This is a genomic window from Plesiocystis pacifica SIR-1, from assembly GCF_000170895.1.
Taxonomy (GTDB): Bacteria; Myxococcota_A; Polyangia; order Nannocystales; family Nannocystaceae; genus Plesiocystis; species Plesiocystis pacifica.
In genome coordinates this window covers 82,141-95,232 of record NZ_ABCS01000015.1, presented here as the reverse complement: position 1 = coordinate 95,232, position 13,092 = coordinate 82,141, and the positions used below count along the sequence as shown (strand labels likewise).

The 13,092-nt window shown below is 71.5% G+C and carries 10 protein-coding genes and 2 pseudogenes; 6 read left to right on the top strand and 6 right to left on the bottom strand.

The window, feature by feature from the left end; translation table 11 throughout:
• Positions 1 to 31: 31 nt before the first annotated feature.
• The 3 genes from PPSIR1_RS10160 to PPSIR1_RS10150 are packed head-to-tail and all read right to left on the bottom strand — an operon-like array spanning position 32 to position 2,385.
• Complete coding sequence (locus PPSIR1_RS10160) at positions 32 to 418, bottom strand: Rieske (2Fe-2S) protein (RefSeq protein ID WP_006970951.1); 387 nt, start codon at positions 416 to 418, stop codon at positions 32 to 34.
• Positions 419 to 444: 26 nt separating this feature from the next.
• Complete coding sequence (locus PPSIR1_RS10155) at positions 445 to 1,380, bottom strand: NAD(+)/NADH kinase (protein ID WP_006970950.1); 936 nt, start codon at positions 1,378 to 1,380, stop codon at positions 445 to 447.
• A gap of 42 nt (positions 1,381 to 1,422) precedes the next feature.
• Entirely contained in the window at positions 1,423 to 2,385 is a 963-nt protein-coding gene (locus tag PPSIR1_RS10150) for a GGDEF domain-containing response regulator (protein WP_006970949.1), read from the bottom strand.
• A 367-nt stretch (positions 2,386 to 2,752) separates the two neighbouring features.
• Here PPSIR1_RS10150 and rplM point away from each other — a divergent pair, with 367 nt between their 5' ends.
• Positions 2,753 to 3,181 (top strand): 50S ribosomal protein L13, encoded by a 429-nt coding sequence (rplM, locus tag PPSIR1_RS10145; RefSeq protein WP_006970948.1) that lies wholly within the window; start codon positions 2,753 to 2,755, stop codon positions 3,179 to 3,181.
• 4 nt (positions 3,182 to 3,185) lie between these two features.
• Positions 3,186 to 3,569, top strand: a complete 384-nt coding sequence (gene rpsI / locus PPSIR1_RS10140) for a 30S ribosomal protein S9 (protein ID WP_006970947.1) — start codon at positions 3,186 to 3,188, stop codon at positions 3,567 to 3,569.
• 138 nt (positions 3,570 to 3,707) lie between these two features.
• On the opposite strand, the gene PPSIR1_RS10135 is transcribed toward rpsI, so the two are convergent.
• Complete coding sequence (locus tag PPSIR1_RS10135) at positions 3,708 to 4,922, bottom strand: cytochrome-c peroxidase (RefSeq protein ID WP_006970946.1); 1,215 nt, start codon at positions 4,920 to 4,922, stop codon at positions 3,708 to 3,710.
• Between the two features lie 70 nt (positions 4,923 to 4,992).
• Here PPSIR1_RS10135 and PPSIR1_RS51180 point away from each other — a divergent pair.
• From PPSIR1_RS51180 to PPSIR1_RS10120, 3 genes and pseudogenes are all read left to right on the top strand, one after another.
• Positions 4,993 to 5,952 (top strand): annotated as a pseudogene (locus tag PPSIR1_RS51180) (tryptophan 7-halogenase); the annotation flags it as partial.
• Positions 5,879 to 6,673, top strand: coding sequence for a tryptophan 7-halogenase (locus tag PPSIR1_RS10125; protein WP_269744693.1), 795 nt, complete (start codon positions 5,879 to 5,881; stop codon positions 6,671 to 6,673). The pseudogene PPSIR1_RS51180 and the gene PPSIR1_RS10125, both read left to right, overlap by 74 nt.
• Before the next feature lie 74 nt (positions 6,674 to 6,747).
• Complete coding sequence (locus PPSIR1_RS10120) at positions 6,748 to 7,632, top strand: PAS domain-containing protein (protein WP_157595393.1); 885 nt, start codon at positions 6,748 to 6,750, stop codon at positions 7,630 to 7,632.
• Positions 7,633 to 7,641: 9 nt separating this feature from the next.
• Here PPSIR1_RS10120 and dcd read toward each other — a convergent pair.
• Both dcd and PPSIR1_RS10110 read right to left on the bottom strand, forming a co-directional pair.
• Positions 7,642 to 7,985, bottom strand: a pseudogene (dcd, locus tag PPSIR1_RS50725) (dCTP deaminase); the annotation flags it as partial.
• Between the two features lie 338 nt (positions 7,986 to 8,323).
• Entirely contained in the window at positions 8,324 to 10,279 is a 1,956-nt protein-coding gene (locus PPSIR1_RS10110; RefSeq protein ID WP_006970937.1) for a M61 family metallopeptidase, read from the bottom strand.
• A 109-nt stretch (positions 10,280 to 10,388) separates the two neighbouring features.
• On the opposite strand from PPSIR1_RS10110, the gene PPSIR1_RS42340 reads away from it, so the two are divergent.
• Positions 10,389 to 13,016: a serine/threonine-protein kinase gene (locus tag PPSIR1_RS42340; protein WP_006970936.1), complete on the top strand. Its 2,628-nt coding sequence runs from the start codon at positions 10,389 to 10,391 to the stop codon at positions 13,014 to 13,016.
• The last annotated feature ends 76 nt before the right edge of the window (positions 13,017 to 13,092 follow it).

The following is a 13,092-nucleotide window of genomic DNA, read 5'->3' as shown; positions in this document are numbered from 1 at the left end:
CGGGATCACCAGCAGAAATAGCGAGCTGAGCTCAGGCGCGGGTGAGCTCGTGGCCGCCGGGGATGGACACCACGACGTCGTCGCCGTCTTCGCGGAGCGGGTAGCGCTCGAGGCTCTGCCCGGCGCAAGGGCCGGCATCGCAGTAGCCCGTGGTCGGCTCGAAGAGCGCGCCGTGGGTGCTGCAAAACACCCGGTTGGCGACGGCCGAGAAGAAGCGCCCCTCGCCCATGTCGAGGTCGACGTTCCAGTGCGGGCAGCGGTTGAGGTAGGCGAAGAAGCCCTCGGCGTAGCGCAGTACGAAGCCCTCGAGCGCCTCGCCGTCGCGCGTGAAAGTGAACTTGCGGGCCTCGCCCTCGGCGAGGGCGGTCACGGCCTCGACGCGGAGCTCGAGGATCGGCTCGGGGCTGGCTTCGACCATGGCGCGAGCGGGGGAGTCTCGGAGCCTCAGAACGCCGACTTCGAGCCCGAGTCCGAGCCGGGCGCGACGGTCCAGCCCATCTTCGTGGCCAAGACCTGGAACACGTTGGCCTGCGAGGGCACCAGGCGCACGACGGACTCGCACACCGTCAGCACGATGCGGTCGCCGAGCTGCAGCTCGATCTTGAACTGGCCGTCGACGGTCAGGAAGGCGTCGCTCTCTCCGCTCGGCCCGACCCAGCTGACCGAGACGGTGTTCTGGGCCGAGACCACCACGGGGCGCAGGGTCAGGCTGTGGGGGCAGATCGCGGTGATCGTGAACACCTCGGTGCCGGGGGCGATGATCGGCCCGCCGGCGGCGAGGTTGTAGGCCGTCGAGCCCAGGGGCGTGGACACGATGAGCCCGTCGGCCTTGTACATGGCCAGCTGCTCGTCGCCCACGCGGGTGTCGAGGCGGAGCAGGCGGGGGATCTGGCCGTGCTTGATGTAGACGTCGTTGACGGCCTTGTCCGTGGCGACCAGCTCGCCGTCGCGGTGGACCTCGACGGTCATGCGCAGGCGCGGCTCCCAGCGCAGGGCGCCCTCGACGGCGTCGTGCAGGGCCGACTCGAGCCGCTCGCGGCGGTAGGCCGACAAAAAGCCCAGGTCACCGAGGTTCACGCCGACCACGGGGATGTTGAGGTCGGCGACCCAGCGGCTCGCGCGGAGCAGGGTGCCGTCGCCGCCGAGGGCGACGACGAGGTCGAGGTCGGCGAGCTGAGCGGGCTGGTCGAGGGCCACGCCGACGACCGAGCTGGGCAGCTCGAGGCCGCGCTCGAAGGCGACCTGGGGCACGGCGACGTCGACCCCGCGGGCGCGCAGGATCGTCGTGGCCACGGCCGCGGCGGGGAAGGCCGCAGGTCCGTCCTCGCGGGGATAGAGCAGCACCCGGCGGACCGGGGGGATGGGCTGGCGATCGATCACGGCTGGGGCACGGGTGACGGGTCCGGGCCGAGGTGGAGTCGCTCAGCCGGGCTCCGGCGCGTAGAGGTAGCCCTGGTGCTGGAACAGGCAGATCTTCCCGCCGCCCTCGCTGCGCGCCCGCTCGAGCGCCGCGCCGACCAGGTCGATGAGGTCCTGGACGGAGTGGGTGTCCTTGTTGGGGAAGAAGGACACGCCCACGCTCACCGTGCAGCGGCGGCTGGGCGCGGCGTCCAGGCGGATCTTGGCCGCGTCGAGGGAGATGCGCTCGGCGACCGCGAGGGCCCCGGGGAAGTGGGTGTTCGGCAGCAGCAGGATGTAGCCGCGCTCGTCGAGGCGGAACACCAGGTCGATCTTGCGGACGCTGACCTCGATGACGTCGCGCAGCGAGCGGACCAGGCCGGCGACGGCCTCGGTCGAGAACTCGGACACGAGGGCGTCGAAGGTGTCGAGCTCGACGCGCAGGCAGGCGAGGGGGTCGCTGTAGCGCTCGGCGCGGTCGAACTCTTCTTCGGCGCGGCGGGTGAAGGCTTCGCTGGGGTTGCGGCTGCTCGGCGCGGGGGCAGCCTTCGCGGGCTGGGGCGCGGCCGCGGGCTGGTCGTCGCCGTCTTCGCGGTCGCTGATGACCTTGCGCGTGCGCAGCAGGGCCTCGACGCGGGCGCACAGCTCCTCGGCGTCGTAGGGCTTGCCCAGGTAGTCGTCGGCGCCGCTGCGCAGGCCCTCGACGCGGGCGTTGACCGAGTTCCGGGTGCTCACCATGATCACCGGGAGGTACTTGCCCTGGGCCTTGGCCTTGAGGATGCGGCAGGTCTCGAGCCCGGTCAGGCGCGGCATCACCACGTCGAGCATCACGAGGTCGGGACGGTCTCGCGCGAACACCTCGAGCGCCTGCTGCCCATCGACTGCCTCCATGACGGCGTAGCCAGCCTGCTCGAGCGCATTGCGCGCTGCGGCGCGTTCAACCGAGGAGTCATCGGCGACGAGGATCTTCGCGCGGGGCGTACTCATGAGTGCCTGTCGAGAGTATGGCGTGTCCGCGGTGCTCCATTCCAGCGAAATCATTCCGGGAACTGGGGATGAAGCGCGGTGATCGAGGGGTGATGGGCCGGTCAGGGCGCGCGGGCGAGCGGGCTCGGCTCGCCCGCGGAGAGCCGAGCTGGGGCGACGGAGATCGATCGATACCGATGCGCAGTGTCCGGGGCCCGTGAGCGTGCCAACGATCCGCGCCGGCCGACGCGCTCGCCCGCCGCGGACCCCCGGGCCTGGCCCCCGGACAGCGCCCAAACGCGTGCGCAGACATGGTATTCATCGCGCCCTCGATCGGCTGGGGACGCGCTTGACACCCCTGAGCCGCTCCTCTACACCTCTCCGTCCAATGGGCACCCATTACCCAAACTCGGCCGACATCGAGCGCGCTTGGCTGCTCGTCGATCTCGAAGGGCAGACCGTCGGTCGCGCCGCTTCCAAGATCGCCAGCCTCCTCCGCGGCAAGCACAAGACCATCTTCACGCCCCACATGGACGTCGGTGACTTCGTCGTGTGCATCAACGCGGACAAGGTCAAGTTCACGGGCAACAAGCTCGACCAGCAGACCTACAACAAGTTCACGGGCTACATCGGGAACATGAAGACCCGGACCGCGCGCGAGATGCTCGAGCGCAAGCCCGAGCTGGTCATCAGCAGCGCCGTCAAGCGCATGCTGCCCAAGGGCGTCCTCGGCCGCCAGACCTTCAAGAAGCTCAAGGTCTACGCCGGCTCCGAGCACCCCCACGGCGCCCAGAACCCCAAGCCCCACGAGATTTGAACCGATGAAGTACTACGCGACCGGCCGCCGCAAGACCTCGATCGCCCGCGTCTGGCTCATGCCCGGTGAGGGCAAGATCCAGATCAACCGCCGCGACGCCGAGGACTACCTGACCCGCGTGACGAACATGAAGTTCGTCGAGCAGCCCATGCACGCCACCGACACCCGCAAGCAGTACGACGTGTGGGCCACGGCCAAGGGCGGCGGTCTGTCCGGCCAGGCCGGCGCCGTCCGTCTGGGCATCGCCCGGGCTCTGCTCCGCGTCAACGGCGAGTACCGTCCGCAGCTCAAGGCCGGCGGCTACCTGACCCGCGACGCTCGGAAGAAAGAGCGCAAGAAGTACGGTCGCCGCGGCGCCCGCGCTCGCTTCCAGTTCAGCAAGCGCTGATCTCACCCTCGTGCCCTGCACGAAAGGCCTCGCTCATCGAGCGAGGCCTTTCGGCGTTGGTTGCGTTCGCCGAGCCAGTCGGCACTCCGCGCCGGATCCTGCCGCCGTGGGCTGGATCCGGCGCTCCGTCGGGGTATCTCAGCCGGCTTTTTGGGCTTCGTCGGCCGGGGCGGCGCCTTCGGCCGGGGCGGCCGCCTCGGGGATGCCCGCGACGCTCTGATCGCCGATGACCTCGAGGCTGCCCGTGCACGCCAGGGACTCGAGGAAGGCGACGAGGTCCGCGATCTCGGCGTCGCTGAGGCTTGTGTCACGCATGTTCTGGTCGAGGCCGGGGGCCTTGGCGTTGCCGCCCGCGGCCATGTAGCGCACGGCCTCCTCGAGGCTCGCGGTGCGCCCGTCGTGGAAGTAGGGCGCGGTCTTGCTGACGTTGCGCAGGGTCGGGGTGCGGAACTTGTAGTTCTCGCCCTCGTCCTTGGCCGGCTTGCCGCGGCCCACGTCGGCGCCCTCGATCAGCGCCCCGCTGTCGTCGTGGGCGAAGCCGACGTCGTGGTAGCCGCCGTCGCTGAAGTTGTCGCCGGAGTGGCAGGTCGAGCACGAGGCCTTGCCGCGGAACAGGTCCCAGCCGCGCTTGGCCGCGTCGCTCATCTCGCCCTTGTCGAAGGCCGTGTCGCCGCACAGCAAGGTGCGCTCGTAGGCCGACAGGGCCATGGCGACCTGGTCGGGGGTCACGGCCTCGCCCTCCTCGACACCAAACACGCTGGCGAAGGCCTCGGCGTACTCGGGCAGGGCCCCGATCTCCTTGGCCTTGGCGTCGAGGTTGTCCGCGCCCACGCCCATGTTGCCGCCCTTCCACGCGCCGATCGCCTGCTTCTCGAGGGTCGCCGCGCGGCCGTCCCAGTACAGGCCCTTGTCGTGGTAGCCGACGTTCCAGATCGTCGGGGTGTTGCGACCCAGGGGCTTGTCGCCCGCGCCGAGGGCCGTCTTGCGCCCGTCGGCGTTGCCGAGCTCGTTTTGGTGGCACGAGTAGCAGCTGCGCGAGCCGTCGAAGGACAGGCGCTTGTCCATGAACAGTTTGTGGCCGAGCTCGACCTTGGCCGCGCTCATGGGGTTGTCCTCGGGCACGGCGGGCGGGTCGGTGAGGCCCTCGGGGAGGGTCCACTTCCACTCGGCCGCAGGTTTTTCGGCCTTGGTGGGTTCGACCTTGGCGTCGCCGGCCTTACCGGCGTCGGCCTTGTCGGCCGTCTTGCCACCATCGCCAGCTTTCTCGCCCTCGCAGGCGGGGAGCAGGGTCAAAGACAGGGCCAGGGCGGCCCCGAGTCCGAGCAGGGAGGTCGAGGGAGTGCGCGCGGTCATGACGGGGGCACTCTAGCCGGCCGGAGGGCGGGGGGCCAAGGCTCCCCGCGTTGGGGGCTATGCTCTGCGCGTGAGCACCTCCAAGAGCTCGAGCGAGCGCAGACCTGGCCCTCGGACGGTCGCGGTGCTCGGCGGGGGCAGCTCGGGCTACTTCGCGGCGCTCGCGATCCAGCGACGCTTCCCCGAGCTCGAGGTCACCGTGATCGCCTCGAGCAAGGTCCCGATCATCGGCGTGGGCGAGGCGACCACGACCCTGATGCCGCCCTTCCTGCACGCGCAGCTGGGCCTGTCGATGGAGGCGATGTGCCGGGCGGTCGAGCCGACCTTCAAGCTCGGGATCCGCTTCGAGTGGGGCCGCCCGGGGGCCTACCACTTCAACTTTCCCTTCGGGGACGCGGACCCGCTGCTCGCCCACCACTTCGACGGCGACCTGCGCCACCAGTCGCTGATGTCCATGGCCATGGATCAGGGCCTGGCGCCGGTGCTGCGCGGGCCCGAGGGCGAGGTGGTCTCGCTCTTGCGGCAGGTCAAGTTCGCCTACCACCTCGACAACGCGCCCTTCGTCGCCTTCCTGGCCGAGGCCGCCCGGGCCGCGGGCATCGGCCACATCGACGCGACGATCTGCGACGCGAGCACGCGGGCGGGCGCCTCGGGGGAGCCGGAGATCGCCAGCTTGCGCACGGAGGACGGCCGGGAGCTGGCCTACGACCTCTACATCGACGCCAGCGGGTTTCGCTCCGTGCTCCTCGGCGGCGCCCTCGAGGAGCGCTTTCAAAGCTACGCGAGCAGCCTGTTTTGCGATCGGGCGGTGGTCGCCGACGTGGCCGAGGGGGCCGGCGTCGAGCCCTACACCACCGCCGAGACCATGGACGCGGGGTGGTGCTGGCGGATCCCCGTGCGCCGGGCCTGCCACCGCGGCTACGTGTACAGCTCGGCCTTCCAGAGCGACGACGAGGCTGTCGCGCACATGCGCGCCGCGAACCCGAGCATGGGCGAGGCCAAGCTCATCCGCTTTCGCTCGGGCCGCCGCGAGCGGGCCTGGGTCGGCAACGTGGCCGCGGTCGGCAACGCCTACGGCTTCGTCGAGCCCCCTCGAGTCCACGGCCCTGCACATGGTCATCGTCGAGCTCGCCTACGTGCTCGGGGGGATCGAGGCCCTGCGTCGCGAGGGCGAGGGCGAGGGCGAGGCGCGGACCTACCTCGAGTTCGCCAACGAGTCCCTGGGCGCGCACTGGGACTACCTGCGCTGGTTTCTGGCGGTGCACTACAAGTTCAACCAGCGCCGGGACAGCGCCTTTTGGCGGGCCGCCCGGGCCGAGGTCGACGTCTCGGGCCTCGAGCAGGCGATCGCGCGCTTTCAGAGCCAGGGGCCGTGGCTGGCCGAGGGCGGCCAGGCCTTCGCCGTGGGCGATCCAGCCTTCGGCTACAGCGGGCTGATGACCATGCTGCTCGGCCAGCGCGTCGAGAGCCCGGTCGGTGCGGCGCCCAAAACCAAGCTGAGCCAGGCCCAGTGGCGCGAGCGGATCGAGCGTCAGCGCACCGCCCTGCGCTACGCCGTGGATCAGCCCACGGCCTGGGCCTTGCTCGAGGCCCGCCCCGAGCTCCTGCGCGAGTTCGAGGAGCACCCCAGCTCGTGGTGCCGGGCCGACGCCGAGCGGGTCGAGGTGATCGCCGCGGATCCGCGGCGGGTACGGCCCAAGAGCGGCATGCCCGGGGGGCGAGTCGGCTCGCTGCATCGGGCTGGGGATTAGCCCGAGGCCCTCGGCCAGACCCGCGGATGGGCGAGAGGTTGACAAGGGCCTGAGTGGCTCGATGTACTGGGGCCGTGGTGGACTCGGATGACCGGCTGCGTGCGCTCGAGCGCGAGGTCGAGAGCCTGCGCGTCGAGCTCGCGCGCGAGCGGGCGCTGCGGGTCCAGACCGAGGACGCGAGCGAGATCTTTCGGGTGATGTTCGAGCACGCCTCGGACGCGCTGTTCTTGTTCGACGACAGCGGCATCATCGATTGCAACTCTCAGGCCCTGACGATGATGCGGGCCGCGGACAAGCAGGACTTCCTGAAGCGCCACCCCGCGGAGTTCTCCCCCGAGCGCCAGCCGGACGGGCGCGAGTCCATGGAGAAGAGCCGCGAGATGGACGGTACGGCCCGCGCGCGGGGCTACCACTCCTTCGAGTGGATGCACCGGCGCCTCGACGGCGAGCACTTCCCCGTGCAGGTCAGCCTGACGCCCGTGGAGCTCGCCCGCGGCCCGGCGATGCTCGTGGTCTGGCACGAGCTGTCCGCGTTCAAGGCCCGCGAGCGCAGGCTCGCAGCGCAGCTCGAGATGATCGGGGTCCAGCAGGCGGAGATCCAGCGCCTGGCCATGCCGGTGATCCCCGTGGGCGACGGCGTGGTGATGGTCCCGGTGCTCGGCAACCTGCCCGAGGACGCCCTCGAGGAGCTCAGCGCGACCATCCTCGACGCGGTCGCGCGGGCGGGGACGAAGTCGCTGATCCTCGACCTGACCGGGCTGGCGCGGGCCTCGATGCGGGTCGTCAGCTGGTTGGGCCGGCTGATCGCGGCCACGGGCCTGGTCGGCGTGAACACCCTCGTCGCGGGCATTCGGCCGGCGATCGCCCTCGAGCTGGTCCACGAGGGCCTGGACCTGGGCGGGGCGACGATCGTCGCGAGCATGCGCGAGGCCCTGCGCCAGTCTATCGCCCGGGGCTGAGCGTTGGGCTCAGCGATCCTTGCCGATGCGGGAGGCCACCGGCCCCTCCTGGCCCTGGTACTTGCTGCCGCGCGCCGCTCCGTAGGGGCGCTCGGCGGGGCTCTTCATCTCGTGGAACACGATCTGGCTGATCCGCATGCCGGGGTAGAGCTTGACCGCGCAGCGGCCCAGGTTGGACAGCTCGAGGGTGATCTGGCCTTCGAAGCCCGGGTCGATGAAGCCGGCGGTGGCGTGGACGACCACGGCGAGGCGGCCGATGCTGCTGCGGCCCTCGACGCGGGCGACCAGATCGGCCGGCACGCGCACGCGCTCGAGGGTCGTGCCGAGGGCGAAGGCCCAGGTTGCAGCACGAAGCCCTCCCGCTCGGGGATCTCGATGTGCTCGACGTGCTGCTCGATGCTGGCCGCGTCGCGGGCGTCGAGGAAGGGGACGAGGGGCTGGCGGTAGAGGGCGAAGTGCGAGCCGAGGCGCAGGTCGATGCTCTACTACGGGGACATCCGCGGTCAGCTCCTGCCGCTGGAGCCGGAGTGAATCTTCGAGTCAGAGCGCGGCGATGCCGACGTGCTCGCAGGCGTTGCAGTCGAGCCCCGCCTCGCCAAAGCTGTCGACGAGCTCGCGCAGCAGCGGCGAGGGCTGGGCCTCCTCCGGGTCGCAGCTCGCGTGGACCGGGGCAAGGCGAGCAGAGTCTCGCTCAGCGGGTCGGGGCGCCCTCGGGCAGCCCGAGCCACTGCCGCCGCAGCAGGGTCTGGGCGGCCGTGGGCTCGTCGACCTCGACGATGGTGAAGCGCTGCTTGCCGCCCTCGACGGGCACGACCTCGGCCTCGACGGTCCGCCCGCCGCGGAGCACGGTGAAGCTGTGCGGCTCGCCGATGGTCAGGGACTTCAGCTGCCGCGGGTAGCTGTCGTCGGACACGCCGTGGCCGTCGATGGCCACGAGCGCGTCGCCGTCTCCAAGGCCCGCGGCGTCGGCCGGGCCGCCGTGCTTGACGCTGCGGAGCACGAGCTGCTCGCCGTCCCAGATCGCGGCGGCGTCGATCCACGGCCCGGGGTCATCGACGACCCGCTCGAGGCGGTAGCCGGCCAGGCCGAGGTAGCGGTCGTAGTCGATGGGCGCGGTGCCGCGGACGTGGTCGCGGAAGATGGCGCGCACGGCCTCTTCGCCCGCGGGGTCGGGGCCGGCCTGGTCGACGAAGACCTGCTCGAGCTCGGCGGGCGTCAGGCCCAGGCCGGTGTCGAGCCAGCGCCGCCACAGCTCCTGGAACACCGTGTCCGTGCTCCGCTGGCCGCGGCTCGAGGCGCGCAGCTGCAGGTCGAGGATCAGCCCCAGGGCCGCGCCCTTGTCGTAGTAGGAGTAGTGGGCCTTGTCGTAGTCGTCGGGCTTGGCCCAGGTCTCCCACGAGGCCTGCTCGACGCTGATCAGCGCGTTGCCGGGGCGCAGCTCGACGGCGCGGATCCGCCGGGCGAGGGAGGCCAGGGTGCCGCGCTCGTCGACGAGGCCGGCGCGGGCGAGGATCAGCGCGGCGTAGTAGCTGGTGAAGCCCTCGGAGAACCACAGCATGGTCGTGTGGACCTCCCGATCGTAGTCGAAGGGCCCGAGCACGGCGGGGCGGATGCGCTTGACGTTCCACAGGTGGAAGAACTCGTGGGCGGTCACGGACCAAAAGCGCTGGCGCCCGCGGGCGTCGGCGAAGTCCCAGGGGTCGACGCCGATGACCGTGGAGTTGCGGTGCTCGAGGCCGCCGCCGGTGTCCGGGCGCAGGTGGTAGATGAAGGTGTAGTCGGCGAAGGGCAGGGCGGTCTCGGGGGGGCCAAAGATGGCCGCGGAGGTCTCGGTGATCCGCTGGACCTCGCCGCGGATGGCGGCGGCCTCGTAGACCCCCTCGTCGGCCATGGCCCCGGCCATGACCATGGCGACGGGTCGACCGTGGAGCTCGAACTCGAGGGTCTCGAAGGCGCCGGCGTGGACCGGGCTGTCGACCAGCGCGTCGTAGTGCTCGGCCCAGAACTTTCGCCCGCGCAGCTTGCGGGGCAGCTTGGGCGCGTCGGGCAGGCCCGTGGCCACGGCCGCGTCCTCGCCCCCGGGGAGGTCGTCGACGGTCAGGGTGATCGGCCGGTGCTTGTGGCCGACGGCGTACATGAACAGGTAGGCCGCGTTGAAAAAGCCCATCGAGTCGTCGAGGAAGCACTCGTCGATGCCCCGGTAGCTCCCGCAGTAGACCCGGTAGTCGAGCTGGAAGGGCGCGCCGCCGTGCTCGACCAGCCAGGTGTTCTCGTCGAGCTTGCGCACCGGGAAGGTCGCGTCATCGCCGGACTCGAGCGGGCGGGCGACCACGCCGCGCACGTTGCGGTGGGCGTTGGTGAGGTGGTAGGCGCCGGGGTTCCACTTGGGTAGCTCCACAGTCGCGCTCGGGCCTGGTAGATCGGCAAAGCGCAAACTCAGCGTGAACTCGTGGCGCTGCGGCTGTGCCATGGACACCCGGTAGTCCAGGGGGGTCCGCGCTGCGCTCGGGCTCGCGTCGGCATGGGAGCTCGCGGGCGCGGGGGCGCTGGTGCTCGCGCGGGCCCCCACGCCGGGCTGGGGCGCGAGGGCGGCCAGGGCGAGGGCGAGCAGGGTGCACGGGGCGAGGAGCTCGAGGCGGGCACGCATGGCGCGAGCATAGCCGGCGCGGGGGCGCCGAGGGCCGCGATCTGGTCCGCGCTCGGGTCTGCCCGCGCCGGCGGCTTTGACCTTCGCCGCTTCTTGCTAACCTGCGTCCATGCGCCCGGGTCCCGACGCACCGCTGCCCGTGGTCGGCGAGCTGTTCGCGGGGCGCTACCGCGTCGAGGCGCTGCTGGGCCGGGGCGGGATGGGCTCGGTGTACCGGGTCCACGACCGGGAGCTCGACGAGCGCATCGCCCTCAAGCTGCTGGACGCCGCGTCGACGAGCGGGTCCTCGGTCGAGCGCTTTCGCCGGGAGGTCCGACTGGCCCGTCGCGTCACCCACCACAACGTCGCCCGCACCTACGACCTGGGCGAGCACGGCGGCCTGCACTTTTTGACCATGGAGCTCGTCGAGGGCTCGAACCTGCGCGACTGGCTGCGCAAGTTTCGGCCCAACCCCGCCCGGGTCGTCGAGCTCGCCGGGCAGATCGCCGCGGGCCTGGGTTCGGCCCACGCCGCGGGCATCATCCACCGCGACCTCAAGCCCAGCAACGTCCTGCTCGACCTGTCCGGCGGCCCGCAGACCCGGGGCGCGAGCGCGATGCGGGTGGCGCTGACGGACTTTGGGGTCGCGCGCATGAGCGCTGAGCAGACCGTCGGCGGGGGCGGCCGGGGCATGCTGGGCACGCCGGCCTACATGGCGCCGGAGCAGGTCGCGGGCGAGGAGACGACCCCGGCCACGGACCTCTACGCCCTCGGCCTGATGATCTTCGAGATGCTCGCGGGGCGGCTGCCCTTCTCGGGCGACAACGCCGTGGCGCTGGCGCTGGCGCGGCTGCGCGAGGAGCCCGTGGCCCTCGACGAGGAGGCCATCCCCGGGGCCATGCGGCCTCTGCTCGCGCGCACCCTGGCCCGCGATCCGGGCCAGCGCTACGTCGACGCCCTGGCCTTCCTGGCCGAGCTCGACGGGCTGCGGGGGGAGCTCGGGGCTCCCGGTGCGCGGACCTTGACCGAGTCCGAGCGGCGCGTCGACATCGAGGCGGACACCGGGCTCGCGACGGAGATGGCCACGGGCGCGCCATTGGGGACGGTGGGGCCTGGCGAAGAGCCCCGCTCGGGCCCCGAGTCGCGGACCGGGATCGGGGCGGATTCGGGGACTGGCTCCGATACAGGCTCAGGGACGGGCTCGGTCGAGCTGCGCTCCCGCGCCGGGGCACCCACCACCACCTCGCGGCGCATGTTCGGGACCTCGAGCAGCCTGGGCCTGGGTCGGCGGGGCAAGCCCCTGGCCGTGCTGCCCTTTCGCTACCGCGGGCCCGCGGACTCGGCCTACCTCGTCGACGCCATGCTCGAGGAGCTCACCGACCTGCTCTCGCAGACCCGCGGCCTCGAGGTGTCGAGCGCCGGGGCCACGCGGCGCTTTGGCGAGCTCGACGAGCGCGACCCTCGGACCCTGGGCCGCGAGCTCGGGGTCGCGCTGATCGTCGACGGGACCGTGCAGCTGGTGGGCTCCCTGGACGCCCAGCGCTCCCAAGGTCCGGGGGACCGCGGGCCTCGGCTGCGGGTCTCGGCCCGGGTGCTCGACGTCGAGGGCGGCTTCCAGCTGTGGTCCGACCGCTTCGACGGCGAGTTCGCCGACGTGTTCGAGATCCAGGACAAGCTGTGCAAGCGCATCGCCGAGGCCCTGCGCGTGGAGCTGGAGATCATCGGCGACGACGTGCCCGACGACCTCGAGGCGATCGAGAGCTACATGCGCGCGCGCTCGGCCAAGCTGCTGTGGCGCCTGCGCGGGCCCGACGGGGCCATCGCGCTCTACAAGCAGACCCTGGCCCGGGCGCCGCGCTTCAAGGCGGCGCTGGCCGGCCTGGCCTTTGCGAGCATGCGCGGGTGGTTCTTGCCCGAGGGGGACGTCGACGCGGACTACGACTGGCCGCGGGAGTGCGCCGAGGCGGTCGCCATGGCCATGGAGTGGGCGCCGGACCACGCCGAGACTCGGGTGGCCGCCGCGGCCCTGGCGATCCAAAACGCGGACCTGCGCGGCGGCGCCCTGCACCTGCGCGAGGCTCTGCGCATCGCCCCGACCTGTGCTCTGGCCCACGAGTACCTCGGCCGCCTGCTCATCGAGGGGCCCAAGCCCGCCCGCGGCGTCGCCCACCTCGAGCAGGCCCTGCAGCTCGATCCGGAGCTCGAGTGGTGCAAGGGCGACCTGGCCCGCTACAAGGCCCTGCGCGGCGATCTCGACGGCTACCAGCGCCTCGTCGACGAGCTGAGCGCGTCCTCGGATCGCTACCGCATGCCGACGGCGCTCATGCAGCTGCGGGTCGGGGCGTGGACCGGGGACCGCTCGCGCATCGAGTGGGCCCGAGACCAGAGCGATCCGACGAGCTGGGACAACGCCGAGCGGGTCGCCCACACCCTCGCCCAGACCTTGCTCGCCGACTACGACATCGCGGCGATCGAGGGCTTCTACAATGTCGCCATGGGGCAGTCGAGCAACACCCGGGCGCAGACCTACTTCACGCAGATCATCGCGGAGCAGTGCGCCTACCACGGGGACCTCGAGCGTGCCCTGCACTACCTCGAGGTCGCCGCGGAGCTGCTGCTCACCGACGCGCTATGGTTGGACAATTGTCCGCTGTTCGAAGCCTTGCGCGGGGGGCAGCTGGGCGACGAGGCGGCGCAGCGCTTTGCGACGCTGCGCCAAAAAACGCGTCGCCGCGCCGACGCCGTGCTGACGCCGTAGGGGGCGCGACATCCAAGCGAAACGACGCGCGCAATTGACCGCGCGCAGAGACGGTGTTACATGGTTTGAGACTCGT

Excerpts from the sequence above, each read along its gene's own strand:
- PPSIR1_RS10160 (WP_006970951.1), bottom strand. The coding sequence starts at position 418 with ATGGTCGAAGCCAGCCCCGAGCCGATCCTCGAGCTCCGCGTCGAGGCC.
- PPSIR1_RS10150 (WP_006970949.1), bottom strand. The coding sequence starts at position 2,385 with ATGAGTACGCCCCGCGCGAAGATCCTCGTCGCCGATGACTCCTCGGTT.
- rplM (WP_006970948.1), top strand. The coding sequence starts at position 2,753 with ATGGGCACCCATTACCCAAACTCGGCCGACATCGAGCGCGCTTGGCTG.
- rpsI (WP_006970947.1), top strand. The coding sequence starts at position 3,186 with ATGAAGTACTACGCGACCGGCCGCCGCAAGACCTCGATCGCCCGCGTC.
- PPSIR1_RS10135 (WP_006970946.1), bottom strand. The coding sequence starts at position 4,922 with ATGACCGCGCGCACTCCCTCGACCTCCCTGCTCGGACTCGGGGCCGCC.
- PPSIR1_RS10110 (WP_006970937.1), bottom strand. The coding sequence starts at position 10,279 with ATGCGTGCCCGCCTCGAGCTCCTCGCCCCGTGCACCCTGCTCGCCCTC.
- PPSIR1_RS42340 (WP_006970936.1), top strand. The coding sequence starts at position 10,389 with ATGCGCCCGGGTCCCGACGCACCGCTGCCCGTGGTCGGCGAGCTGTTC.